This is a genomic window from Arcobacter denitrificans (SeqCode), from assembly GCF_048571185.1.
Classification (GTDB): domain Bacteria; phylum Campylobacterota; class Campylobacteria; order Campylobacterales; family Arcobacteraceae; genus Arcobacter; species Arcobacter denitrificans.
Window position 1 is genome coordinate 1,795,492 of the sequence record NZ_CP182350.1, and the last position, 23,656, is coordinate 1,819,147.

29 protein-coding genes and 1 pseudogene are annotated in these 23,656 nt (G+C 24.7%); 7 read left to right on the plus strand and 23 right to left on the minus strand.

The genetic code is table 11. The features are described from left to right. Positions 1–30: 30 nt before the first annotated feature. Both ACNI28_RS09045 and ACNI28_RS09050 read left to right on the plus strand, forming a co-directional pair. The gene (locus ACNI28_RS09045; protein ID WP_419763932.1) at positions 31–432 is read left to right on the plus strand and encodes an arsenate reductase ArsC; all 402 of its coding nucleotides are present in this window, start codon (positions 31–33) and stop codon (positions 430–432) included. Beyond that, positions 433–1,386, plus strand: coding sequence for a permease (locus ACNI28_RS09050; RefSeq protein WP_419763933.1), 954 nt, complete (start codon positions 433–435; stop codon positions 1,384–1,386). Positions 1,387–1,907: 521 nt separating this feature from the next. Here the strand turns inward: ACNI28_RS09050 and ACNI28_RS09055 are convergent. From ACNI28_RS09055 to ACNI28_RS09080, 6 genes and pseudogenes are all read right to left on the minus strand, one after another. Continuing rightward, entirely contained in the window at positions 1,908–1,985 is a 78-nt protein-coding gene (locus tag ACNI28_RS09055) for a type IV secretory system conjugative DNA transfer family protein (RefSeq protein ID WP_419766462.1), read from the minus strand. Continuing rightward, positions 1,971–2,282 (minus strand): annotated as a pseudogene (locus ACNI28_RS09060) (type IV secretory system conjugative DNA transfer family protein); the annotation flags it as partial. The gene ACNI28_RS09055 and the pseudogene ACNI28_RS09060, both read right to left, overlap by 15 nt. A 785-nt stretch (positions 2,283–3,067) precedes the next feature. Then, on the minus strand, positions 3,068–3,214 hold the full coding sequence (locus ACNI28_RS09065; RefSeq protein WP_419763934.1) for a hypothetical protein: 147 nt from the start codon (positions 3,212–3,214) through the stop codon (positions 3,068–3,070). A 513-nt stretch (positions 3,215–3,727) separates the two neighbouring features. Further along, positions 3,728–3,907 carry a hypothetical protein gene (locus ACNI28_RS09070; protein ID WP_419763935.1) on the minus strand — a complete coding sequence of 60 codons (180 nt, stop codon included), beginning with the start codon at positions 3,905–3,907 and terminating at the stop codon, positions 3,728–3,730. Positions 3,908–4,033: 126 nt separating this feature from the next. Further along, positions 4,034–4,273, minus strand: coding sequence for a hypothetical protein (locus ACNI28_RS09075; protein ID WP_419763936.1), 240 nt, complete (start codon positions 4,271–4,273; stop codon positions 4,034–4,036). Positions 4,274–5,617: 1,344 nt separating this feature from the next. Beyond that, on the minus strand, positions 5,618–6,067 hold the full coding sequence (locus tag ACNI28_RS09080) for a hypothetical protein (RefSeq protein ID WP_419763937.1): 450 nt from the start codon (positions 6,065–6,067) through the stop codon (positions 5,618–5,620). Between the two features lie 171 nt (positions 6,068–6,238). On the opposite strand from ACNI28_RS09080, the gene ACNI28_RS09085 reads away from it, so the two are divergent. Beyond that, the gene (locus ACNI28_RS09085) at positions 6,239–6,337 is read left to right on the plus strand and encodes a prepilin-type N-terminal cleavage/methylation domain-containing protein (protein WP_419763938.1); all 99 of its coding nucleotides are present in this window, start codon (positions 6,239–6,241) and stop codon (positions 6,335–6,337) included. Between the two features lie 446 nt (positions 6,338–6,783). On the opposite strand, the gene ACNI28_RS09090 is transcribed toward ACNI28_RS09085, so the two are convergent. The 3 genes from ACNI28_RS09090 to ACNI28_RS09100 all read right to left on the minus strand — a co-directional run bounded on the left by ACNI28_RS09090 (position 6,784) and on the right by ACNI28_RS09100 (position 9,242). Then, entirely contained in the window at positions 6,784–6,936 is a 153-nt protein-coding gene (locus tag ACNI28_RS09090) for a hypothetical protein (RefSeq protein ID WP_419763939.1), read from the minus strand. A 114-nt stretch (positions 6,937–7,050) separates the two neighbouring features. Then, the gene (locus tag ACNI28_RS09095) at positions 7,051–7,602 is read right to left on the minus strand and encodes a hypothetical protein (protein ID WP_419763940.1); all 552 of its coding nucleotides are present in this window, start codon (positions 7,600–7,602) and stop codon (positions 7,051–7,053) included. Positions 7,603–8,060: 458 nt separating this feature from the next. Further along, a complete protein-coding gene (locus ACNI28_RS09100) occupies positions 8,061–9,242 on the minus strand; it encodes a cadherin repeat domain-containing protein (RefSeq protein WP_419763941.1) in 1,182 nt (393 codons plus the stop codon). Positions 9,243–9,499: 257 nt separating this feature from the next. On the opposite strand from ACNI28_RS09100, the gene ACNI28_RS09105 reads away from it, so the two are divergent. Next, positions 9,500–9,691, plus strand: a complete 192-nt coding sequence (locus ACNI28_RS09105) for a helix-turn-helix domain-containing protein (RefSeq protein WP_419763942.1) — start codon at positions 9,500–9,502, stop codon at positions 9,689–9,691. Positions 9,692–9,729: 38 nt separating this feature from the next. Continuing rightward, entirely contained in the window at positions 9,730–10,557 is an 828-nt protein-coding gene (locus tag ACNI28_RS09110) for a hypothetical protein (protein WP_419763943.1), read from the plus strand. Positions 10,558–10,562: 5 nt separating this feature from the next. Here ACNI28_RS09110 and ACNI28_RS09115 read toward each other — a convergent pair whose 3' ends face one another. Both ACNI28_RS09115 and ACNI28_RS09120 read right to left on the minus strand, forming a co-directional pair. Beyond that, positions 10,563–10,754 carry a hypothetical protein gene (locus ACNI28_RS09115; RefSeq protein ID WP_419763944.1) on the minus strand — a complete coding sequence of 64 codons (192 nt, stop codon included), beginning with the start codon at positions 10,752–10,754 and terminating at the stop codon, positions 10,563–10,565. A gap of 644 nt (positions 10,755–11,398) precedes the next feature. Continuing rightward, positions 11,399–11,554, minus strand: a complete 156-nt coding sequence (locus tag ACNI28_RS09120) for a hypothetical protein (RefSeq protein WP_419763945.1) — start codon at positions 11,552–11,554, stop codon at positions 11,399–11,401. Between the two features lie 925 nt (positions 11,555–12,479). Between ACNI28_RS09120 and ACNI28_RS09125 the strand changes: the two genes are divergently transcribed. After that, positions 12,480–12,635 (plus strand): hypothetical protein, encoded by a 156-nt coding sequence (locus ACNI28_RS09125; protein WP_419763946.1) that lies wholly within the window; start codon positions 12,480–12,482, stop codon positions 12,633–12,635. Positions 12,636–12,751: 116 nt separating this feature from the next. On the opposite strand, the gene ACNI28_RS09130 is transcribed toward ACNI28_RS09125, so the two are convergent. The 12 genes from ACNI28_RS09130 to ACNI28_RS09185 all read right to left on the minus strand — a co-directional run bounded on the left by ACNI28_RS09130 (position 12,752) and on the right by ACNI28_RS09185 (position 20,608). Next, positions 12,752–12,931, minus strand: a complete 180-nt coding sequence (locus ACNI28_RS09130) for a hypothetical protein (protein ID WP_419763947.1) — start codon at positions 12,929–12,931, stop codon at positions 12,752–12,754. A 65-nt stretch (positions 12,932–12,996) separates the two neighbouring features. Further along, positions 12,997–13,338 (minus strand): hypothetical protein, encoded by a 342-nt coding sequence (locus ACNI28_RS09135; protein ID WP_419763948.1) that lies wholly within the window; start codon positions 13,336–13,338, stop codon positions 12,997–12,999. Between the two features lie 78 nt (positions 13,339–13,416). Next, entirely contained in the window at positions 13,417–13,836 is a 420-nt protein-coding gene (radC, locus tag ACNI28_RS09140) for a RadC family protein (RefSeq protein ID WP_419763949.1), read from the minus strand. Positions 13,837–14,340: 504 nt separating this feature from the next. Next, positions 14,341–15,081: a protein phosphatase 2C domain-containing protein gene (locus ACNI28_RS09145; RefSeq protein WP_419763950.1), complete on the minus strand. Its 741-nt coding sequence runs from the start codon at positions 15,079–15,081 to the stop codon at positions 14,341–14,343. Next, the gene (locus tag ACNI28_RS09150) at positions 15,074–15,787 is read right to left on the minus strand and encodes a vWA domain-containing protein (protein WP_419763951.1); all 714 of its coding nucleotides are present in this window, start codon (positions 15,785–15,787) and stop codon (positions 15,074–15,076) included. The genes ACNI28_RS09145 and ACNI28_RS09150 overlap by 8 nt, the downstream gene beginning before the upstream one ends. A gap of 52 nt (positions 15,788–15,839) precedes the next feature. Continuing rightward, a complete protein-coding gene (locus ACNI28_RS09155; protein ID WP_419763952.1) occupies positions 15,840–17,240 on the minus strand; it encodes a hypothetical protein in 1,401 nt (466 codons plus the stop codon). After that, entirely contained in the window at positions 17,240–18,757 is a 1,518-nt protein-coding gene (locus ACNI28_RS09160; protein WP_419763953.1) for a type IV secretory system conjugative DNA transfer family protein, read from the minus strand. Before ACNI28_RS09160 ends, ACNI28_RS09155 begins: the two co-directional genes overlap by 1 nt. Positions 18,758–18,761: 4 nt before the next feature. Further along, positions 18,762–18,959: a hypothetical protein gene (locus ACNI28_RS09165; RefSeq protein ID WP_419763954.1), complete on the minus strand. Its 198-nt coding sequence runs from the start codon at positions 18,957–18,959 to the stop codon at positions 18,762–18,764. Then, positions 18,949–19,812: a relaxase/mobilization nuclease domain-containing protein gene (locus ACNI28_RS09170; RefSeq protein ID WP_419763955.1), complete on the minus strand. Its 864-nt coding sequence runs from the start codon at positions 19,810–19,812 to the stop codon at positions 18,949–18,951. The genes ACNI28_RS09165 and ACNI28_RS09170 overlap by 11 nt, the downstream gene beginning before the upstream one ends. Beyond that, entirely contained in the window at positions 19,799–20,134 is a 336-nt protein-coding gene (locus tag ACNI28_RS09175; RefSeq protein WP_419763956.1) for a hypothetical protein, read from the minus strand. Before ACNI28_RS09175 ends, ACNI28_RS09170 begins: the two co-directional genes overlap by 14 nt. Before the next feature lie 10 nt (positions 20,135–20,144). Next, entirely contained in the window at positions 20,145–20,396 is a 252-nt protein-coding gene (locus tag ACNI28_RS09180; protein WP_419763957.1) for a hypothetical protein, read from the minus strand. Then, positions 20,393–20,608, minus strand: a complete 216-nt coding sequence (locus ACNI28_RS09185) for a hypothetical protein (RefSeq protein WP_419763958.1) — start codon at positions 20,606–20,608, stop codon at positions 20,393–20,395. Before ACNI28_RS09185 ends, ACNI28_RS09180 begins: the two co-directional genes overlap by 4 nt. Positions 20,609–20,836: 228 nt before the next feature. Between ACNI28_RS09185 and ACNI28_RS09190 the strand changes: the two genes are divergently transcribed. Then, positions 20,837–23,581: an ATP-binding protein gene (locus ACNI28_RS09190; RefSeq protein ID WP_419763959.1), complete on the plus strand. Its 2,745-nt coding sequence runs from the start codon at positions 20,837–20,839 to the stop codon at positions 23,579–23,581. Positions 23,582–23,656 lie beyond the last annotated feature (75 nt).

Genomic DNA, 23,656 nt, shown 5'->3' on the forward strand with positions numbered 1-23,656 from the left:
CAAAAATGGGACATTTTTTAAGGAGAAAAAATGAATAAAAAAGTTTTGATTTTATGTACAGGAAATTCTTGTAGAAGTATAATTGCAGAAGCTCTTATAAATGCTAAGTTAGAAGGAATAGTTGCGGATAGTAGTGGAGTGAAAGCTAGTGGAAAAGTTAATCCAAATGCAAAAAAACTATTAGAACAAAAGGGTATCTGGAAAGAGAAGTATCATTCAAAAACAATTGATAAAGTTATAAATAATGCTTATGATTTAGTAGTAACTGTTTGTGACCATGCAAATGAGACTTGCCCAATGTTTCCAAAGGCAGTAAAAGTTATCCACGTAGGATTTGAAGACCCTGATGGAAAAGGATTTGAAGCTTTTAATCAAACATTCAAAGAGATAGATGAAGTTTTATTGCCAAAAGTTATTGAGGCCTTGAAATAGATGTTTTATTATTGGGAAAAGTTTGTTGATTATTTTGTCTATAATCTGTTAGGCTTAGACAAAAATGACCATATGGCTACTTCTTTTCATTTCTTTATTTATGATACTATCAAAATATTTATATTATTAATTACAATTATATATTTAGTAACACTTTTAAGAAGTTATTTTCCCATAGAAAAAGCAAGGGATTATTTAAGTGGAAAACATAAAACTATAGGGCATGTCATGGCTGCTATTTTTGGTGTAATAACTCCCTTTTGTTCTTGTAGTGCTATTCCTCTTTTTTTAGGTTTTTTACAAGCTAGGATTCCTTTGGGAGTTACTTTTTCATATCTTGTCTCAGCTCCCCTTAGTGACGCAGTTGTTATAGCTCTTATATTTTCACTTTTTGGTTGGAAAATAGCTTTTTTATATGTTGGAATTGGCTTAATTATAGCAATAGTTGCTGGACTTATAATTGGTGCTATGAACCTTGAAAAAGAAGTTTTAATAGAAGTAAAACCTGTAAATGTAGAGTATGAAGAAGAACAGAGAAATTTTTCTTATAAGATAAAAGAGTCTTGGGAGTATACAATTAATATATTTAAAAAGATTTATCTTTATGTGATTATTGGAGTTGGTATTGGAGCATTTATACATGGATATGTTCCCTCTGATTTTATCACAAAATATGCAGGAGGAGATGTATGGTATGCTCCAATTGTTGGAGTTATTATGGGTATCCCTATGTATAGTAATGCAGCAGGAATTTTGCCTCTTGTTGAAGTCTTAACACAAAAAGGGATGCTTTTAGGAACAGCACTTAGCTTTATGATGGCTGTTGTTGCATTGAGTCTTCCTGAAGCTATGATTTTAAAAAGAGTTTTGAGTATAAAATTAATATCAATATTTTTTGGAGTTGTTGGTTTTGCTATTCTTCTAACAGGATATTTATTTAATGCAATTTTATAAAAAAATACTACATGTTTATGAAAATAGGTTTATTATTAAATAAGCTATATTATTGTTTAATATTTAAAACAATAATAAAGGAACTAACATGGAGTGTGAATTTCTTTCTTAATAATTCTTTAAAACTCCGATAATATAGTGCTTTAATATACTTTTTAACTCCTAAAAATATTAGAAAGTCCGATAATAGTCCGAAGAATAAATTATTCTAAATTTATATATTCTATCTTATCTTTTCATTTATAATTACTTATTTTATACACTCAAACCCTTGTATAACTATACAACTTTTTGTTCTTATAATAAGGCTTTATCTTTAGTTTCAAAGGCAATTTATTACTCATAATAAATAAAGCTTCACTATCTTTTAAAGTTCTAATGTGTTCAGCTCTCATGACCTGTTTATTTTCTTCATCTCTTCAAAGCATTTTAGACAACATTTGAGTTGTATCTAAGTCTGCACCACTAAAGAATAGTTTTGAAGCAATACCACCATTTAAAATGGTCTCTGCATTAGCTTTTCAATATTTATTTTCTAGTTGTTTTATATGTTGTAAGATAATGCTAATACTAACTTTGTATTTTCTAATAGTTGTTATTGTTGTTTCAAAAGAGGGTAGTGATAAATTTCAAAACTCATCTAGGATACAAAATACTGGCAAATCTTTTTCAGTTGGTATTTTTTCTTGGATGTAACTAAAAAATTGATGATAAAAGATATTTTGTAGAAAGCTATATTGCTTTTGCTTATTAGCAGGTATTTTAATATATAAAGCTGTTTTTTGTTTTCTAAAAATATTAAAATCAATAGTATTTAGTGATGTCAATATTTCTAAATTATCATTTATCCCAATGGGTGATAAAGCTATATTTGCATTTGAAATAATACTTAATATCGTAGAGGGGTTTCAATTTCTAAATCAATGAAATTCCTGTTTTGTCTTATTATTTGCAAATTTATTTATTAAATAAGATAACTTATCTCAATTTTCTCAATAATGATTTATTAAATATCTAAGATTTCATAAATTATTATATAAAGGATTTCATGTACTTTGTAAAACTTTTATAAGTATAGAAAGTATTGATTTTGCACCATTATTCCAAAACTCACTACTATCTCATCAAGATCAATTTTGTTTCTCTTTTGAAGATTCAATTAATATATTTACTAATTCATCTATCTGTACTGAGCTAGTTGCATAGAATAGGGGATTATATCTTATAGATTCATCTAAATTATCAGGGTTTAAAACTTTTATGTTGTATCCTTTTTGAGCTAAATATCAACTTGTTTTATCAAATATTTCTCAACTAATATCTGTAATAATCATAGAGTTATTAGCATTTGATAAACCAAGTATATTTGGTATTACAAATGATGTTGTTTTTCATCATCATGTTCTTGATACAAGACTTAAGTGATTAAAGCTGTCTTTTAATGATAATCTATATTTATATCAGTCTAGCAATAAACCTTGATTTGATTTTGAGAAATATTTGTTTTTTTCATATTCTCCCATTAATCAATCATTATTAACTCAATATATAAGTAGCTTTGTTGAATGAGCTAATATACTCTTTGTGAAACTACTAAAATAAAGTAGTCAAGAATATATTTTTTTTAAAATGTATTTCATTTATAATAGCTAAATGGTAAACCTAAAAACTTCAACCTTTTTTATAACTCTCTTTGATTTTTTCTTCTTTTTATTTTTGAGTTTTTAAACTCTTTCCACTTTTCTTTTTTAGCCTCTAAAGTTTTAACTCTTTGTAATGTTTGTTTATACTCTTTTTCTAAACCTAAAGTTTTTAATCTATACTTCATTCATTCAAAAGTAACTCATAAAGTATTTCAATTAATATATAGCTCATATCAAGCTAATTTAAAAGCATTATCTAAAGCTTTTTTACTCATACTCCTTAAAAAGATTTGTTGTAAATCTTCTTTTATAGATTCTTTTTTTGTAGCTTTTTTTCTTTTATGTTTTATCTCTTGCTCTACTTGTTTTGTATTTTCTAGCTTTTTTGATTTAGTATAAATATTACTTTGTTCTAGTTCTTTAAAAGATTTGTTTTTATACTCTTCTAATTCTTGTTGAATTAATGAAAAATCATTTTTACTAAATCTAACTCTTTTTTTTCATTCAATTTCATTACTGCTAATTACTAGGTGAATATGAGGATTTTTTGTATCAAAATGGCAGGCTCAAAAAACTAAATGATTTTTAGCCCTTTTTTCTATATATTTTCAAGCTAATTCAAAAAGAATTTCTTGAGCTTTTTTTTCATCCAAGTTTTCATCTTCTAAAGATATAACTTCATGGTATAAAAAGACTTTTCATCTACTAGTTGCAAGATATTTAGAATTTTGCATAAACTCATCTACAAGCTCTTTGTTATTGTCTATATTTGCATACATATTCCAACTATATTTTTTAACTAAATTGTCTTTATCAAGATAGTTAATGAGTTGTTTAAAGCTAGTAGAGGCTCTAGACATTGATTTTATAATCATCATCTAGTTTTTAGTAATAAAAGCTTTAAACTCTTTTTCGTAGTTTTGTAATAAAGAAATAAGTATTGAAATATCAATAGTATCTTCAATATTGGCTTTCTTTGTTATTTGGTTTATATTTGAAGCAACTCATCTGCTTATTCTGATGTATTGCTTGATAAAATCAACTCTATCTTTTGTTAAGGGTAGCTCATGATTATGATTTAAAAACTTAGTTAAAATTTGCTTTGCATAAGCATTAATTGTTAAATCATAATAGCTACTCTTTTTTGCTAATAATTCATATTGTTTATTAGCTAGAACACAAGTTAAAAGCTTGTTCTTTTTCTTGTAGTTCTTCATATATTCTTTTTGATAATTTTTGTTCATAATATTAATTTTAAGATATAAAATTCATGTGTGAAAAAAATAGAAAGAAGGATATAACAAAAGAGATGAGTTGAAAAAGGTTAAGGGGTTTTTAGGGGATAGGACAAAGTCCTAAATCACTGAACAAGTGGCATATTTTCGAAAGTATTTCGAAATATTGCAAACTTGCTCTATGAGTTAAACTCATAGATGAGCTTCTCAAGATTTCTTAAGAATCATTACTCAAATATTTTGTTCTTATAAAAATAGGATAGATTATCTTTTATTTTTTCTACTTTAATTTTGTTGCTATCATTTAGATTCCAAGATGGATTTTTGTATCTCACAATATCTCACTTCTCTCATCTAACAGATTTTAAATTAATTTTATCTATAAGAATCAATCCAGTTCTTTGTCTATACATACAAAAAACTTTAGGCTTTTTTGTACTTTGTATTTTACTTATATATAAAGGAAGTAGATTTAATTCTTGTTTAAATGCTTTTGTAATGATATGCTCTACAATATTTATGGCACTTGTTCTATTTTCAGTTCATAGATAATCTAAATCATTGATATAAAAAGTATGATTTAACACATCATAGTAATAAATAAAATATGTTCAATTTCCTACTTGAGATGAACTTTCAATAAATACTGCTTTTAATGGTAGGTCTTTTTTGCCTGTTTTAATTTCAAGAAGCGTATTAAATAACTTCATAATGTCTTAATTTTAAAAATGTAAATTTACTTGCAAGTAAATTAATTAAAACATATATTTATATTTTTCACAAAAAAAATACCCTATTTTTTGGCTTAAATTAGCTAAAAAATAAGATTTAAATTGTCAACTTTTTTGCGTTGCAGAAAAGTTGCGGAGCATAAAAAAACTATATTAACATTTGATTAATTTTCAAGAAAAAATTAAAAAAAGAACTTTTTAGTAAAACTTCTTAAATTCTCTTTGAATAATTTTAGAACCAAACTATATATGATAGGAAAACAAGTACTCAAAAAAATAATGTGGAGATATTTAATTTTTAGGTATTTTTTAGTGTTACTTTTTTACCACTTGGTTTTTAACATTCTATACACCCCTAAAAATCGTACTTTTCAAGACTGAAAATACCTATTGTTTTTATTTTCTTATTTTGTAACACTTTTATTGCTTTTTTAATTTTAAATAAATAAGGAGGAAAGAATGGCAAAATATTTATCAAATTATTTTAAAAAACTTGAAAATTTTTTTAAATATCAATCTCGAGCTTTTAATTCTTTAATAAGTTCTAAATAAGAATAAAAAATAAGATTTAACATTAAAGAAACAAGGTACTTTTACTACCTTGTTTCTTTTAGTTTGTTCTTTATACTTGCTGATTTTTATTTATAACTCTTTGAAGCGATATTTTTTCAATAAATATCATGGTTAATAGTATTACCAAACTGGAAATAATGAAAAAGGAATATATAAAGACACTATCTTTCGACATATCATCAATTTTTACCTTATTCTCATATAAAAACTCCAATCTCTTTTTTACCACTTCATTATCTTCATTATTTTCATTATTTTCATTATTTTCATTATCTTCTCTAATTTCTAGTTGATAAATTTCTTTGTTGTTCTCCAAACTAAGATTATCAAGATGAGATGTAATAGTATAAATACCAATAGTAAGAGTAGATAAAGCAATTACAAGATATTTTAAATATGTATGTGATAGCTCACTATTTCCTTTATATAGTTCATATATAATTTTAACTATAAGTATTAATAAAAGAACTGCAGATATTTTTGAATCAATATTATTCATAATAACCCTTTTTTTATTTAAAGTTTATCATATAATATTTAAATAGTATTTTTATGTTATTAAAACTTTTCAATATTAATTCCCCATTAAAAAATATTTTCCTCTTCCAAAATCTCAAAAAATAAATAAACTAAAAACACTCCTAATCATTTAATTCATAATACTTTTTTCATGCAAAACAAGAAACAAGCTTTTTCATTTGTAGAGATTATTATCACTATATCAATAGTAGTTTTACTTGCCGTTATTGCCATATCTGCTAATCAATGATATAAAGAGAATATTAATAACTCAAAGGTACTTTCAGATGTAAAAACTATAAGTAATTCACTTGAGAATTATTTACAAGAAAATTCAATCTTGCCTACACCAAAGTGAAATACTAATTATTTTATGATAGATACAAGTTACGCTCATAGTTCTAGTGGTGCTTTTTGAGTGTATGGGAACTTTACAGAAGATACTATATCAAAAAAATATCTTGATACTCTTCCACTTGATCCAAGAACAAATTCATATTATGCTTATTGAAAAACTTTAGAAAATGTAGATGATTTAGTAAAAAATCAATTTGAGATAGCTTCTGTTTTAAATATTGATTGAGAATATCAAGCAAAAGTAACATGAAACTACACAGCAGAAGCTTGACCTTATAATCTTATTCGTGAATACAATGGTTCAAATTTCGTATATGATAAATCAGTTTCAAATCTACCTTACAACCCAGAAGAATTGATTTTAACTGCAACTGCTTCTTGAGTTGTATATCGTGAATGAGATACAATCACAGCTTGAACATCAGAACTTGAAATATATTTTTCTGATGGTTCTGTTTCTGTACTAACTGCTTGAACAAGTATCACTCTCACAGAACTTTCATTCCCACAAGACAACAACCTAACAACTTTTGTAAAACTAACTCTTACAACTGGTACAATCTGGACAAAAGCAACACACCTAAATCATGGTTCTGAATTCCAAATCTACACACAAGATTCAACAGCTGCAGTTAGAGGTACAATTTTTTGAGTAAGTAAAGATATTTCTTCTACTGAAATAATTGTTATAGACTGAAAAGTTGAAGTAACTAAAAATGATGAAGAAGAAACTAAAATAGCTGATTTAATAAAAGATGAAAGTATAAAAGTAACAGACTGACAAAACCTATGAACTCCAACTTTAAATAGTACAGATTTCACAAATATAGATGACAATTTCACCCTATACAAAGATATTAGAGATGCTGAAACTATGGCTATGATAAACAAAGAGATTGAAGAAAGAGCAAGGGAAAAGGCAGAGGAATTATCTAGTGATGAACCTGCATGAAATGATTCAAATAATGAACCAACTTGTACAGAATCAATATCAGAAAATATAACTACTTGAATCAAAACTATTACTGAATGTGATGATATTTGAAATAAAATAGTTATCAATTCTTGTATCGATAATAGTAAAGTATTAAATGCAGATGAAACTGCTTGTGAAATAGAAGAACCACTCCCTACTACTTGTAGTATCTGAGACTTCACTTGAACTAAAACTGACTGAAAATGTACAGCTTCTCAAACTAATATCACTCCATGAATTTCAAAAAGTGTAAATCTAAATTGAGCTTTTGAAATGGAACTAACTATAACAGAAATTCCAACTAAAAAACAATATTTACTTTATTGATGAAGTGAGTTTAAAGTATTTTTTGATTGATGAAATATTTGTTTCCAAAAATCAACTACAGATATAAAAACTTGTAATTCAATTTGAGCCGATAAAAAAATTACTATTAAAAAAACTTCTTGAGATGATATTTATTTAAATTGAAGTAATACTTATAAAGATGTACACTCTGATATAAATACACTACATATTTGATATTTCCTATTGTGAACTAGTAAAATCTTAGAACTAAATTCTAGTAATAAAATTACTTTATCAATTAAAAAATAGAAATAAAAAAAGACTTAGAAATTAATCTAAGTCTTTTATTTTTTTAAGCGTTATCAGTAACATTTAAAGTAAATGTTTCTGTATCACTTCCACCATCAGGATTTACAACTTTAATAGTAATTGTATAACTTTGAGATGGATTAATATCTTTATCATATACAAGTACACCTGTACTAGAATTAATTGTTAACCCTCCTGCAGTTGGGTCAGCAACAATCGAGAACACAGCACCTGATTGAATATTTGTTCCTGAAACAGTTAATAGAGTTGTTGCAAGTCCACCACCATTATCATTTACATTTTGAGTAGCTATTGTGTTGATAGTTGGAGCATTTGCTAAGGCAATTGCGTCATCTGTCATTTTTACACCTTGACTACTTTGAATATTCATATTTGTAGAAAATGTGATATTCTCAAATTTGTGTAGTTCTGAAAGATGTGGTTTGATATTTGTAGGCATTTTGTATGTTGATATATCGAACAAATCTGTAAATGCGATTTTTACACCTGCTTTTGCAGTATATGTATTATTTGAAAGATTATCAGCATACTCTACAAAAAAACCATTATATTCAGCACCATAAACAGAAGCAATATTATCTTTCTCATTTTGGTATGAGTAAGATATTTTTGAACTATTTGTAGGGTAAATATCAAGCCCTGTACCATATGAGTTTTCATCTTTTTTATACTCGTAATAACTTCTTCCAAAATTTGCAGAAGTATCAATTGTAAAAGATGATACTTCCCATCTTTTTGCTAACTCAATATATGTTTGTTTTGTTGTTTCATCTACAATTTCATAACTCGTACCAATTTTTGAGCCATTTAATCTTGTATATGAAACACCAATTTCTCCATATAAGTCATCTTGTAGCATGTAACCCGAAGCTAAAGCACCAGAGTATTGATTTACTCTTGCATTAGTAGAATCAGGAGCATACATTTTTTGATTGATGAAGTTTCCACCAACTTTAAAATACAAATTTGTCATTGGAGTAAATTTATAAACAGCACCTGTTTTTACATAATCAGAAGTAGTTTCAATTTTTACTTTTAACTCTTCTGTATCGTAATTAAGTCCAAGACCTTTAGAACTATTTTGGTTCTTATCTGTCTTTGCACCAACTCCATATACACTAAATGTAGTATCTTTTGTATCAGAAGCATAAGCTCCAACAATCAACCCTAAACCGACAATACCTGCCATCAATATCTTTTTCATTTTTGTTTTTCCTCTCTGTGTTTTTATTTTTTTTTATTTTGTAATTTGATTATATGTACAAACTTGACATTGTCAAATTTTTATTTGTAAGAAAAATTTTCCTTTTTTATAAGAAAAAAGTTAAATATTAACTATTATATTGTAACAATAGTTAATATTTAACTAAAAATAGTGAAAATTAGTTAATATTTATTCTGTTGAGTGTTTTGTTAGGATTAGTTAAATTTTTACCTATATATACAAAAAAAGGTAAAAATATGACTCAAAGAGATATGGCTGGATATATAGATGTTACCCCTGTAACATTAAGAAATTGGAAAAAGAATAAGCCAAAACTTTATGAAATTGTAATGAAAGGTTTTGCTTATGATGAAATAGTTGAGTTGAATAAAGAGGTTTATGAAAAGGCTGTGAAAATGAGTGAGAAGTTTGGGAAGCTTGAAAAATGAAATGTATAATTTTATTATTATTTAGTTAAAATTTAATTATGGAAAAAAATGAAAAAGTAACTATATTAATAGATGAAAAAAAACGTTTAGAAAATCATTTAATTTTTATTGTTAAAACATATATTTATATTTATGGTTTTTTATTTGTTTATACAGGTTTTGTTGCAAAGATAATTTTTTCTCTTGAAAACTTAGAAACAAATGATACTACTTTTATTAGAATCTCTTTTTCATTATTAGGTCTTTTTTTAATTATTGTTGTATCAATATTTGGAAGATATGGGACTCTTGGAATAGCTCATATAATTAAAAAAAGACTTCAATTTACTTATGAAATAAATAGTTTGCTTGATAGAGATAATAAAAATTCATTGACTACTGAACATTTTTTAAAAATACCAGTAATTTATACTTGGACTACTACAGCAGTTATTGCAGGTAGTATATTTTATTTTTTAATAATTTTTAACTTCAATGTTAATTATGCGATAAGTTCAACTATGATTGTTTGTATACTTTGTTTATTGGTTTTTCCAAATACAAATATACGTTTTTATTATGAAGTAACTAATTATGAACGGATGTTAAAAAATATAAATAAAGACTTTCAAAAATATAAAAATAAAAAGTTGAATTTATTCCTTATTTTAGCACGAATATTTATTTATATATTATTAATTTCTTTTGAAATACAACAATATTTTTTTCATAACTATTTAGAATATAAAATTCTTATATATATTACTTTATTTACTTTTTTAATTCTAATAGAATATCTATATATTAAAAAACAAACTAATAGAAAAACTATTTTTTCACAAATAGCAAGTAGACCTTTAAAAATTATAAAAAACCCATTTTCATGAGTTTTTTATATATCATCATCTTCCAATCTTTCTATTTCTAAATAATCCTCTAAATATGCAAAATAAAATATAATGCATATAATAAAAACAGGTATAAGTTTAATTTTTTCATCTACAGGGATAAAAAATATAGCTGTAATAGGGAAAAGAGGGAAAAGTAAGCCTAGAAGAAATACGAATTTATCGAATTTATTCATGATATTGTCTCCTTTTTGTATCTTAACCTTAACCTTTAAAATTTAAATGTCAAATTTGACTATTAATTTAAATTAACGTTCATTTTATTCTTAATATCTTCAATCGCTCTATCAACACTTTCTCTATTTTGTTTTTCTAAATAGTTTAATCAATATTCATAATCTTCTTGAGTTAATAATCACTTATTATTGATTTTTTCTAAAATCTCTTTATTAATTGAGCCTGTATCAAGTAAAGCATCAAAACTATTGTGAACAAACTTTGTTTTATTGTCACTTTGTAAAATAGAATTTACAAATATATCTCATGAGACTTTAACTATCTTTTTCCATGCTTGAAAATACTCTTTAGAGTTAGTATCTACTTTTCAGTCTATTATTAGAGTTCAACTTTTATATCATACAATTTTATTGAGTTCTAAATTTTCTCAAAATACAAATCAAGCTTTTATCATAGCTTTTCAAGGGTTTCAATTTTTTTGATTTTTAATTCATTCTTCAGTATATCTGTAAGGAATGTTAATTAAATTATTTCACATTTTATCTACATAAAGATAAGGTTTATTTGTATTATTATCTGTAATAAAAAAGATATTGTTATCAATTTTTTTTACATTAATTCATTTTGGAAAATATTCTAAAATTCACTCTTCTTCTATATCTTTTAGAACAATATTTTTAACATCATTTTCTTGTTTTTCAATATTTATTTTATTTTCAAATTGTGATGTATTTTTTTCTATAACAGCATTATTGATGTCTATAGAATCTTTATTAAATGTAGGTATATCAAATGGCATAATATTTTATTTAATAGGTAATGGTTTTTTATTTATATTTTCAATTCTCATTTTTCTTAATTCTTCACTATCACTTGATAATTTATCAATATACTTAATCATTTCACTAATACTATGACTTGAAAGTCATTTTAACTCTATCTTGTAACTTCAAATATCTACTCATAAATCAGAGATAATATTTAGTCATTTTCTTCAAGATATATTTGTGATTAAATCTCAAGTTTCTTTTCTATCTTTATTATGCACGAAATCTTTAAATTTTGCAAATTCTGATTGGCTTTCTTCTGATATTTTCAACTCTTTAGCTCATGGACTATTAAAGGTATAAGTTTCTTTTACTTGTCCTAAATACATACTTGTAGCCATTTGTGATAAAGCTCATCAAAGACTATGTCAAACTATAGAAATTTTTTCTCATGGTTTTATAAAATCTTTTATTACTCTTGTTATAAACTGCGACATTTCTTTTGCTTGTTCTTCTGGTATTCTTCAAGATAGCATTTGTGTATCTGCATATAAATCTTTCCAATCACTAAGTCACTCTGTTCATCTTATGGCTAGATATTTATGTCAATCTTTTTCTAAAAGTACAGCTCAAAATCAAGATTTTGATTCTTCATTTTTTGTTTCATTTGGAAAATAATCAAGGACTTTAAAATCTTGTTTTAGATTTTCAAAGTTTTGTTTAGCTTCTTTCTCTTTTTTGATAATCAATTGATGTAATCAATTTTCAAGTAAAAATCTTTTTTCTGCTTCTCTTCAATCATAATAATCTCTTGGTTCTATATCTGATAATATAGTTCTATATTTATCATCATTTACAGCTAAAATTTGTTCTTCAAATCAAGCCATTTTTAAAATCTCTTTTGTTTCATTATTTAAAACAACTCTATCAGTAAAATGTTTATCTTTATTTTGATTAATGAAGTTGTATAAAAAAAGTTCTTCTTTTGTAAGAGTAGCTAAACTAGGATTATCAAAAAGTGTATTGATATTTTCAAAAGAAGCAGGATCTAAACTTACAGATAAAAATTCAAAACTATCTTTTGAATTTTTATTATTGTTAGTTTTTAAATGAATATATGATAAATCAGCTAATTTTAAATATGTTTCTAGTTTTTCTTTTTCTTTGGTTTCTTGATTAGAAAAATTTCATTTTTCTAAATATTGGTTTAGCTCTCAAATATTTATTTTTCAATTAAAAAAGTTTTCATAAGCTTGTAGCTCTTTTTCTTCTTGTTTTCTATCTTGAAACTCTGTTTCATAGATTTGTTTTATTTTTACTTGAGATTTTTCTAAGCTCTTTAAAAATACATCAAGATTTATTTCTTGATGTTCTTTTTGTTCAAAAGATAGACTTTGAGTTTCAAGCATATATTAAAAAAAGAATATATCTATATTTTAGTTTATCATAGATGTTGGAATAAGGCAAAAAATAGTTATGATTTTTTGTATCCCTTATTAGCTAAACATTTATAAAGCTTTTCCCACTGATTATTCCCTTCAATTCCAGGAAAACCTTTTATTTTTTCCTGACAACAAGAACACAATGCTTTATAAAATTTTTCATTAGATTCATAGTCTTTATAATATTTATTAATCATAGTTTTTAATTCATTTGCTTCTTTTTTATTTTTTTTATCATCAAGATAATACTTTTGCATACACGCAACTTTCTCTTTATCAATGCCTTTATTTTTGCCAGTTTGGTCGATAGTACCATCACCTTGAATATCATCTAAATTCTTTACTTTTTTACAATCAATTTCTGATAATTTCATTTCCAACTCCTTTTATTTTTGTAACTCAATAAATTATACAAAAAAGATGTCACATCTGGTGTCACATCTTTTTATTACTTATAAAAAGCTTCCATCTTTAAAAGAATAAAATCCAAACTCACTAATAATAAGATGGTCTAAAAGCTCAATTCCTAAAATTTTACTAGCTTCTTTTATTCTTTTTGTAATATTTATATCTTCTTCACTTGGCTCTAAAATTCCACTTGGATGATTATGAACTGTAATAATACTTGCACAAGATAATTTTATTGCACTATTAAAAATCTCTCTTGGATGAACTAAACTTTGATTTAGTGTTCCTATAAAATTAACTCTTGTTTCTAAAACTCTATTTGCTCCATCAAGATATATAGTTATAAAATGCTCTTGGGTTTTATTACTAAACTCTTTTACTTTTTTATATACATCAGTTGCACTTGATATTTTATTGTTTATAGTTCTATAATTTATTCTAATTTCTGCAATATAATCAATCATCTTTTGTTCCTCTAAAAAGTTTTGCCTTTTTTGAAGATTTTGAGGGTTTAATTTAACTCTTCTTTTAAATTTTAAGAAAGAGAAAAATCAAGCTCTAATTCTTCTTTTAGGCTTTGCCTCTTTTGTTAGTTCATCGGGCTTTTTTCAAAGTGAAATAGAATAGATTTTTGCTTAGTATAAAATCCTAAATTTGTAAGAATTTAATTTTAGAATCAGTAAATAAGATATTAAAATGTAACGACTAAAAAGTTTTATGAACTAATGGTATAAGACTAAAGAAGGGTGTAAATAGATTTTACGTTCTGTTATGAAATAAAAATTTAGAATAGAAGAGTTTTAGCTCCACAAGATAGCCCTGATAGTAGTGTAATGAAATCTTTGATTTTATTTTAAATGGATAGCAGGATGGGGCTTTTAAAAGAATAACTATTGATAATATTCATTTCTTATTATAATATATAACAAAAATAAAAGAAGCTTATGTAATATATAAATTCAATAAGTTTAAACTATTTGTTTTAAAAGGATAACACTCAAATCATCATTTGAAACCCTTGATACATTATTTTCAAGGTTATGCTGTAATGCATGGCATACCTTTTCTTCTTCATAAGAATCAAGCCAGTTTATAAATTTAGAACACACATCAATAACTTTATCATTGTTATAATCATAAATAGCATCTTCAACACCATCAGAGCATAAAAGTAAACCATTGTGAATATCAGCTACATCACCTCTATAAATTCTAAGTCTATTTTTGTATTTTATGGTATTACAAAAATAAGTCTCATTTGAAAACTCTCCATTTTCAGGTTTTGAAAGTATATTTAGTCTATTGTCTTGGGTAATATTTACAATAATGCCATCACCAATATGTCCTATTATATATTCATTTTCAAGAATTAAGGCAAAAAGTAGGGTAGAGGATAATTCTTCAAATTCTAATTTAGAATATTTTGAAAGTATGTATAAAGAACTTTCTAAAAATGAGAGTATTTTTTCATTAATATTTTTACTATCTAAATACTTATCAAGCTTATTCTCAAACTCTAAAGCTAAAATATTTAGAATAAACCAAGAAGCAGTATATGCTTCTTTTTTAGAACCTGCACCATCAGCAACACCAAGAAAGATAAAGTTGTCTTTCTTTAGTGTTAATATGGCATCTTGACATTTTGTGTTTGTTTTTTTATGTGATACACCTTGCGTAATTGCAGAAGCTATTTTATATTTACTAAACAAATTCAATCCTTCTATTTTCTAAAGGTTCACTTTTAAAGCTTTCATTATTTCCAACTTGTGAGTACCCAATTAGTGTTGTTGAAACCCATTCAAAAAGCTCAATTAAATCTTCTGGTTCAGGTGAGTATAAAACTGGGGAAGTAGGATTGAATCTTTTAAGTTGTTCATTGTTAACTTCTTTTCCTGTTCCTATACTAATCATTGTCATTTTGTTTCTACTAATTAAAGAATTAGTTATATTAACAGCTTCATTAATTTCACTTGGATTATCAATTTCACAATCAGTTAATAATATAAGTATTGGTTTTTTACTTCTTATATTATTAGCTTTATAATATTGTTCTCTTTGTTTAATATCATTTACAGCTTCTACTACTGCTTGTCCTATATCTGTACCTCCTGAAGCTTTAAAATTATCAATTTTATTAACTTCACTTATGGGAGTAAAAGGTAAAATTTTTTCAAAATTATGATTAAATGTAATTACTGATAATTCAACACTTGATTTTGCATAATCATCATTTTTTAATGCTTCAAGAAATACATTTTTTGCAGAATTTAAATTTTCTATTCCACCATACCATGATTGACTTTCACTTACATCTAATACCATTATTGCAGGTGTCTTTGTTGTAGTATCAACAAACACATCTATATCTATATTGAACTCATCATCAAGTTCATCTATTTTTTCTATTCTTGTCATTTTATTTCTCCTATATTTAATTTTTTACTTACATCTAAAACCAATTTATTTTTTAATCTCCTCTGTTTTTTTGTACCTCTAAAAGCATATTTCTGTAAGTTAAAAGATGTTTTTTTAAAGTACTAATCAAAACACTTTTATCATTTTTAAAAATATCTCTAAAAGTCAATTTTAAATCAGTTGATAATCTATTATGTGCTTTGATTAATACTTGTTGTGTAACTATGTTTTTTTCAGGATAAAATGGATTGAAAATATATAGAGAATCTTGTAAGGATTTTTCATCATTTCCACCATAAGGTAATAGTCCATAATGAAGTAATTGAAAGATTATTGTTGCTACTGCAAAACAATCATCTTTATATATTCTAAGATAGTTTTGAATATTTATTCCACGATATTTTGGTCTTCTATACTCTTCCATAAAAGCAAGAGATGGTTTATTTCCAACTTGAAAACTATCAGTATCAATTAAATAAACTTCATCTTTATTAGCTACTAATATATTTCTAGGGTTAACATCACCAACAATTACTTTTTTATCTTTTGTTTCTTCAAAAATTTTTGTAATTGATATAGCAATATCAAGGGTATCTATTAAAGTATAGTTAGGGAAGAAATCAGTAACTTTAGCTATTAATAACTTTCCTAATTCAACACCCTTTTTTTTAGGCATTGAGTAACCGATAAAAGAGTTGTTTCCATCGTAAAGTATTTCTTTTGGTGTTACAATACTTTTTGAGAAGTATAGTTTTTGTAACTGCTTTACGACATTTTCTTTATAGTTTAAATCAATATTTCCTTTATGAAATATTTTTGCTAATGATCTACTACCTTTTACATCATAGACTAAAGCTTCACCACCTCTTTTTTTATTATCATCATATAACTCAATTTTTATATTTGACTGAGTGTAAACTTCAAAAGAATCAAGTATTTTTCTTTTACTAATTTTGAGTTTATTAGGCTTTTTTTGAGTAGGTTTAGTTTGTGGTTGTGAAACTTGTTTTTTAACTTGTGTTTGATTTGTTATGGTTTGTCTATTTGCTTGTTGTAGAGGCTGTTTAATTTGTTTAGGTTTATATATCCAAATAAAAGAAAACACTTTAAACAAAAACTTCATTAAATCCCATAGATTTAGAAAGTGTTCTTTCCAGTCTTTAATAAATCGCCATGAGATAAAAACAATAAAATTAAAAATTAAAAAGGTAGTAATTTTTAAATAAAGATTTATATATTCCTGTTCAATAAAACTAGCTATATATGAGTTAGTATATTTTCCAAAAAATATTAAAGTAGGGAAGATAATATAAAGTATAAAAATATTTGCATATATAATTCTTTCATAGAATGTTTTATAAAATATAAAAACAAAGAAAAAGAAAAATATATTAATATTTTTTATGTAATGTAAAAAATAGTTAAATATTTCATGAAGATATATTATTTCCATTACAAACTCCTAAAGTCAATATATGGTACATTGAAATTTATTTGATTAGTTTTTATATATGGTTTTAAATTTGAATAAATTTTAAATTTTGGAACTTCAAAATACTTTTTAACTTTTAGTTTCACTGGTTTATAACTAGAATGAAAAAATAATACTTCATTTTTTTTCATAGTTAGGACTTCATTTAAAGGCATAATTTCATCTTTTATAAAACCACCATTTTGTTGTTTAATCTTTTTTTGACCAATTCTTTTAGAAAGTTCTTGAGCTGTATTAATTTCAGTATCTGTAAAATAAACTTTAGTGCTAACCCCACCATTTACAATAACTGAAGCATTATTTGCTCCATATTTTGAGATTAGTTGATTGTAATCTTGAATTAAAAGCATAAACCCAACTCTACTTTGTCTCAAAAATGTAGTATAAGTATGAAGTTTTGATATTTTATATTGTCCTATCTCATCAAGAAGTGTAAAAACATCACATTGTTTTTTAGTTGGTATTGGAGTTAAAGCTTCAAACATTTGTGTATAAAATAGGTTGCTTATAAAAGACATTTGTTCTGCAAATTGTGGGGGAATGTTTATAAAAATTGCAATTTTCTTTTCTCTTAAATCTTTAAAATTAAAAGTGTTTTTTGAAAGTATTTTCTCAACATTTTGATTTACTCCAATAGATACTAAAGCATTTTGTGCAGTTGACAAAAAAGATAATAAAACATTCTCAGGAGAATTAATCAAACCTAGCCACATATTATATATTTTTGTAGAGGCATATTTAGCTATAAATTTATCTAACCCTTGTCCTTTATTTCCAAAGGAATTTAAGCAATGAAGGACATTAGGTAAGTTCATTATTGATGTTTTTTTCGTATTAATTAGACAATGAGAGATTATAAATATAAACTTTATTGCACCATTTAACCAAAACTTATCTTCTTGTTTTATATTTCCTGAATATGCAGATGAAATTATGATTCTTGATAGTTGATCTAAGTCTGAATCACTTTTACAATTAACAAGAGGATTGTAGTAAATACTTTGTTCTAAGTTTAATGGATTTAGAGAATATATCTCATAGCCATTCTTTTTTAAATACCCTGAGCATTTATTTATAAAGTCCATTTTAGGGTCTGAAATTATAAGGCTATTTTTTTGTCTATTTTTGGCAAGTGTAAAAATATTGCTATACATATATACGCTTGATTTTCCAGTTCCACTTGCTCCTGTAATAAGTAAGTTCTGAAAAGAACTTTCTCTACTAAGTCTTTTGTTATATCCATCTATAACGAAACCTTTATTACTATTTTTAAATAATTCCATTACTTCAAAGAAACTCATAAAACCCTCTTTTTTAAACCCTTTAAATATAAAAAACAAAGGGAAAAAGGGAAGTAATATAAAATTCTTTAAAAGTGATTGACTTGTTTTCATACCTAAAAAAGTTAGTTTTGAAAATGTTTTTACAAGAAAAATTCCAAAAAATATATAGATTAGAAGTAAAATAAAAAAATCCATAATTTTACCCGAGTTTAAATAATGAAAAAAGGTCAAAAAATAAATCATCTGAAAGGTCAGGAGTATTTTGTTTTTTTGAATATTGCTTTTGATGACTTTGCTGTCTTTGTTTATTTAGCTCATCTATTCTTTTTTGTTTGCTATCAAGTTGATGTTCTAAAGTCGTGATTTTTAGATTAACTTTATTTGATTTATCTGCCATAATAAACTCCTTTGTTTAATTGTTTTTCTTTTGTAATTTGTTGTTTTACTTGATTTTGAAGTTTTTGTTTTTCTTCTAAAGATTTCAACTTTTTTACAAATTTTTCATTAAGTCCTTGCTCTAATGTATTAAGTCTATATCTTCTTTTTTTAGAATCATTCATATCAACAATACCTATGTGTTTTCCTCGTTGATATAGTTGATATTTTTTTGATTTAACTTTTTGATATAGTTCTTTTTTTGAACTAGAACTTTGAAAAATTAGCTTCAAATCATGTAATACTTTTTGTTTTTTTGTTTGACGTTTATCCCTATTTATTTCTTGTTCAGCTCTTTTTTGTTTATTTTTAGCTTTATAGTTTTCTTTATAATGATTTGTTACTAAACTTGGATATTTAAGGTTGTTGTATACTTCAACTTCTCTTTGAACTTCTTTGAACTTTTTCTTGCTTAAACGAGTTGATTTAGTACTTAAATATGAGTTTGCAGATACTATCAAATGAAGGTGTGGCTTATCAGAATCTTGATGAATAGCTCCAATTACTAAATTATCTTTTGCTCTTAAATCTATGTATTTTGAGCCTAAAGAATATAAAATTTGTTCAGATTCTTCAATTGATAAATCTTTGGCTGACTCAGGCAAAGAAATTATTTCATGATAATATTTATTTTTATGCTTACTATTACTTTGTAAAAATGAATAGTTGTATTGAAACTCATTTGTTATATCTATTTCATTATATGGGTCAACACTCATATTCCATGAAAAAAGTTTATTTTCTTTTCCTGCTAAATATCTATAGTGTTCACTCCAAGAGACTTGTTTAACTGGCATAGATTTAATTATTGGCATTATCTAGCCTTTCAATACAAATTTTAAAGTGCTTGTGATATGATTTAAAATATTCTTTTATCTTATCTGTAGGGAATGAGATACTTTGTTTTAAATACTCTTCCTCTATTTTATTAAGTGTGTTAATTAGTTGTCCCTGTTTTGTAGAGAAGTCTTTTAAAGCTTGTTTTTGTTCTGTTGTGAACCAAGTAAAATCATTCTTATTTATATGATTCATAGTAACCTGCTTGATATATAAGTTAGTGGATATATCAAGAGCTGTTGCTTGTACTTCTATTTTTGATAATGCTTCTTGTGATATAGTGATGGTTATTTTTGGCATGACTATATCCTTACTGAGTTTTTACTTTTGAATTAACTAAATATTCTGCTAATGAATAAATAGAATAATAAACATTAGAAGTTTCTGTCTCTTGGATATACTCAATTCCAATACCTTGTTTTCTATCTCTATCAAGAGAACTAACACTTTGGTTTGTTATAAAAGCAGTTTGTTTTTTCGATAATAAAATAGTTGAGTACTTACTAAAAAGTAAATCAACTATTTTTAATGCTTCTGGGTTAGTAGTTTCTTGATTTTTCATCTTGAAACTCCTAATCCATTGATTACATTTTGAACTATGTAATTGGTTGTTTTTTCAGTAGATTTGAAATGACAAGTTTGTAAAAGTTCAAATTCCATATTTGCACACATTAAAGCAATGGTATTTATTGAAATATATACATTGAAATTGTTATTATTAAAATCATTTAGTAAAGTGAGATACTTTTGAATTAGGTGTTGTTTCTTTATCATTTTTCATCCTTAATATTTTTTCGTTGCAACTTTCAAAATTTTACAAATCAATTAAGTAGCATTGACTTTTAATAGTCTGACAAAGCTCTGACAATTAACAGTTTTATTTTTATAAAGTTGATAAATTGATAAGCTTTAATGTTTTAAATAAAAGGAATTTAGCTATATTTTAACTCTGACAATAAAGTTTAAGATATAATGAGAAATGCTTAATTAAAAGGTTGTTTGATGGGAAAAACAAGAATAACTGATTTTGAAAAAATTTTAATTTTACAAGATGAGAGTTATAGAGGAAATAATAAATTAAACGAAAAAACAAAACTTTTTCATCCTTTATTTAAAAATTCAGTAAAGAGTTACATCAAATTACAACTTCAAGGAAGAGAAAAAGAAGAAGATATACTTGAAATAACTAAGCTTCTTAATGATAAAAATAACTATAATAGCCAATCAAGTCCTGACTATGATGATGACCTTTTTTATGATACTTCTATAGTAGAAAAATTTGAAATTAAATATCAATTAAAAACTCATATTCAAGAGAAGATAAGGTCTTTTTGTCATCGAAACATACTTAGGAATGGTTTAAAAAGTAATGCTTGTATGTTGGTTGATGAAAAAGATGAACTTTATACTAAAGTAATTAAAGAAGAGTTATCTAAATTAGCAAAAATTAATCCATTAGCTTTAGAGGCTATATCAAGAGATGAGTTTTTAGAACTTTTAGAATTAACTGAAAAAAGCAATCCTGAGAAATTAGCAGATTTTTTAAAATTTAAATTTAGAATATATTTTAAAAGAAAATCATATCATAGCTTTATAAGAAATATAAATGATTTTGAAAATTATTTAGAATTACCTGATTTTATATTAAAAGAACAAAGTATAGATTTTGAAAAAAATATTTTATATCGTAATTACTATTTTGAAGGGAATTCGGGAAGCGGAAAAACAACGCTTGTCCAAAATATTGCTTATAAGTTACAAAAGTATAATGTTTACTATATTGATTTAAGCGATACAGAGAGAACTTCGTTATTTTTAGATTCAGACATTATTAAACCATTTTTAGAAGAAGTAGAAAAAACAAATGAAATTGTTATTATTGATAATATACATTATTCAGAAGATACATTAGCAATTGCAAAGGAATTTTTATTAAAAACTGATGCAGCACATTGTTATATTATTTTATGTTCACAAAAATTTATGAATATTAATAATGAATCCAAACAAACAAAAGATATGCTTTTTGAAAAAATAGAAAATCAAAATATAAAGCACAATACTATTGCTATTGACTTGAGTGAAAAATCTAAATCTAAATCACTTATTATAAATATGATTAATTACTATAATAAAGTTAAAAAAAATCAATTTGAATTATATGATGGTTTAGAAGATGAATTATATGAAAAATTTGGTGGAATATTGTCTTTTCTAGATTTGTCCTTAGCAAATAGTAATAATCTGACAGAATTAAAAAAAACTGATTTTGAAGATTTTATAATAAAGGAATATAGGGAGTTAAGAAATATAGATAGTGAACGTGAATTTAAATTATTACTCTTATATTTATCAGCTAATGATTATAAATTTACAATTTCAAAAGATTTTTATGATAATCATTTAAACTTTGAGAGAGAAGTTGTTAATAGTTTATTATCTGATAGTAATGAATTTAAAAAAAGAAAAATCAAGGATTTGATTTTTAAAGTAATAGATGGAGACAGAATAGTATTACATTTTCCTCACTCTACCATTGCTCAATATATTCTCAATACAATTTGTGATAAAACAAATAAAAATATAGCTGACGTAATACTTGAAAGTTTTGAATTGGTTAGAGTTTTTGATCCAAAATTATATGAAGCATTTTTTGAATGCGTATATAATGATTATAAGCTTTATCAGGCTAACAATGGAATTTTTCTTAAACTATATAATAAAATTGCCCAAACTACTCAATTGAAATATTTTCTTACATTAAAATCATTGCTACGAGTTCTTAAGAGGTCTTTTAAGCTTTCAATAGAGACTTATAATAACCTAAATAACTATTATTGGCAAGGACATACTTATTATTACGAAGCTGATAGAGAGCTTTATTCGCAAGGATTTAAGAAACATATAGTAGTAAGAGAAGATGAATTTATAGAATTATTAAAAGTAACAAATATAAATCAAAATATTGATGATTTTATAGAATATACAACTTTTCAGTTTGATCACGAATATGATTATTTAATGGTTTATATTTATTACGAAGTTTTATTGCAAGATGAAGTCTTTTTAAATATAAACCAAATATTAGAATTAATTAGAAATGTTTTTATAGAATCATATCTAGGGTCAACACTTAATGATTCAGTTTTTAAGGACTTAACCAAAGAGATAATAGACTCATCTTTAAATAAATATAATATGTATGATGTTTTAGAGTTAAATAATTATGAGGATTTAATAGATATAGCATATGATACAAATTATAGGGAATTAAATAAATTTTTAATAAATAATTTATATAGTCTCTTGCAGTATAATAAAGTGTCTTTAGAAGATATAATAAATATATTTTATGAATTAGATTATAGATATATACATTATGAGGATTGTTCTAAGCAACAAAAAAAATTAATAAAATATATTGATTCCATTTGTTATAAATATATAAGCTCTGAACTCAGTTTAATATTAAAAAATTATAATCTTATAACCCTTATACAATCAGAGTATAATGATATAAGATTATTTAAAAAAACAATGATCTATTTGTTTGAGTTTTTATTTGATGAGAATCAAAGTGATTTTTTAAGTAACTCCCTGAATAATATTTCTTTAAAAGAAAAGGTTGATTTTTTAGAGTTTTTAAAAATAGTTAATACCAAATATATAAATAAAATAGAAAATATTCTTAAAAATGATAGTAATTTTGATTTTAGTAAAATATCTTCGCTTTTAACTTCTTCTTAATATATCAATTTTGATATATAAATATAATAAAAACTTGACAATAGAATTTTTTGTTATATTATAACATTACAAACA

Excerpts from the sequence above, each read along its gene's own strand:
- ACNI28_RS09045 (WP_419763932.1), top strand. The coding sequence starts at position 31 with ATGAATAAAAAAGTTTTGATTTTATGTACAGGAAATTCTTGTAGAAGT.
- ACNI28_RS09050 (WP_419763933.1), top strand. The coding sequence starts at position 433 with ATGTTTTATTATTGGGAAAAGTTTGTTGATTATTTTGTCTATAATCTG.
- ACNI28_RS09065 (WP_419763934.1), bottom strand. The coding sequence starts at position 3,214 with ATGAAGTATAGATTAAAAACTTTAGGTTTAGAAAAAGAGTATAAACAA.
- ACNI28_RS09070 (WP_419763935.1), bottom strand. The coding sequence starts at position 3,907 with ATGATGATTATAAAATCAATGTCTAGAGCCTCTACTAGCTTTAAACAA.
- ACNI28_RS09075 (WP_419763936.1), bottom strand. The coding sequence starts at position 4,273 with ATGAACAAAAATTATCAAAAAGAATATATGAAGAACTACAAGAAAAAG.
- ACNI28_RS09080 (WP_419763937.1), bottom strand. The coding sequence starts at position 6,067 with ATGAATAATATTGATTCAAAAATATCTGCAGTTCTTTTATTAATACTT.
- ACNI28_RS09085 (WP_419763938.1), top strand. The coding sequence starts at position 6,239 with ATGCAAAACAAGAAACAAGCTTTTTCATTTGTAGAGATTATTATCACT.
- ACNI28_RS09100 (WP_419763941.1), bottom strand. The coding sequence starts at position 9,242 with ATGAAAAAGATATTGATGGCAGGTATTGTCGGTTTAGGGTTGATTGTT.
- ACNI28_RS09105 (WP_419763942.1), top strand. The coding sequence starts at position 9,500 with ATGACTCAAAGAGATATGGCTGGATATATAGATGTTACCCCTGTAACA.
- ACNI28_RS09110 (WP_419763943.1), top strand. The coding sequence starts at position 9,730 with ATGGAAAAAAATGAAAAAGTAACTATATTAATAGATGAAAAAAAACGT.
- ACNI28_RS09115 (WP_419763944.1), bottom strand. The coding sequence starts at position 10,754 with ATGAATAAATTCGATAAATTCGTATTTCTTCTAGGCTTACTTTTCCCT.
- ACNI28_RS09120 (WP_419763945.1), bottom strand. The coding sequence starts at position 11,554 with ATGCCATTTGATATACCTACATTTAATAAAGATTCTATAGACATCAAT.
- ACNI28_RS09125 (WP_419763946.1), top strand. The coding sequence starts at position 12,480 with ATGAAGTTGTATAAAAAAAGTTCTTCTTTTGTAAGAGTAGCTAAACTA.
- ACNI28_RS09130 (WP_419763947.1), bottom strand. The coding sequence starts at position 12,931 with ATGCTTGAAACTCAAAGTCTATCTTTTGAACAAAAAGAACATCAAGAA.
- ACNI28_RS09135 (WP_419763948.1), bottom strand. The coding sequence starts at position 13,338 with ATGAAATTATCAGAAATTGATTGTAAAAAAGTAAAGAATTTAGATGAT.
- radC (WP_419763949.1), bottom strand. The coding sequence starts at position 13,836 with ATGATTGATTATATTGCAGAAATTAGAATAAATTATAGAACTATAAAC.
- ACNI28_RS09150 (WP_419763951.1), bottom strand. The coding sequence starts at position 15,787 with ATGACAAGAATAGAAAAAATAGATGAACTTGATGATGAGTTCAATATA.
- ACNI28_RS09155 (WP_419763952.1), bottom strand. The coding sequence starts at position 17,240 with ATGGAAATAATATATCTTCATGAAATATTTAACTATTTTTTACATTAC.
- ACNI28_RS09160 (WP_419763953.1), bottom strand. The coding sequence starts at position 18,757 with ATGGATTTTTTTATTTTACTTCTAATCTATATATTTTTTGGAATTTTT.
- ACNI28_RS09165 (WP_419763954.1), bottom strand. The coding sequence starts at position 18,959 with ATGGCAGATAAATCAAATAAAGTTAATCTAAAAATCACGACTTTAGAA.
- ACNI28_RS09170 (WP_419763955.1), bottom strand. The coding sequence starts at position 19,812 with ATGCCAATAATTAAATCTATGCCAGTTAAACAAGTCTCTTGGAGTGAA.
- ACNI28_RS09175 (WP_419763956.1), bottom strand. The coding sequence starts at position 20,134 with ATGCCAAAAATAACCATCACTATATCACAAGAAGCATTATCAAAAATA.
- ACNI28_RS09180 (WP_419763957.1), bottom strand. The coding sequence starts at position 20,396 with ATGAAAAATCAAGAAACTACTAACCCAGAAGCATTAAAAATAGTTGAT.
- ACNI28_RS09185 (WP_419763958.1), bottom strand. The coding sequence starts at position 20,608 with ATGATAAAGAAACAACACCTAATTCAAAAGTATCTCACTTTACTAAAT.
- ACNI28_RS09190 (WP_419763959.1), top strand. The coding sequence starts at position 20,837 with ATGGGAAAAACAAGAATAACTGATTTTGAAAAAATTTTAATTTTACAA.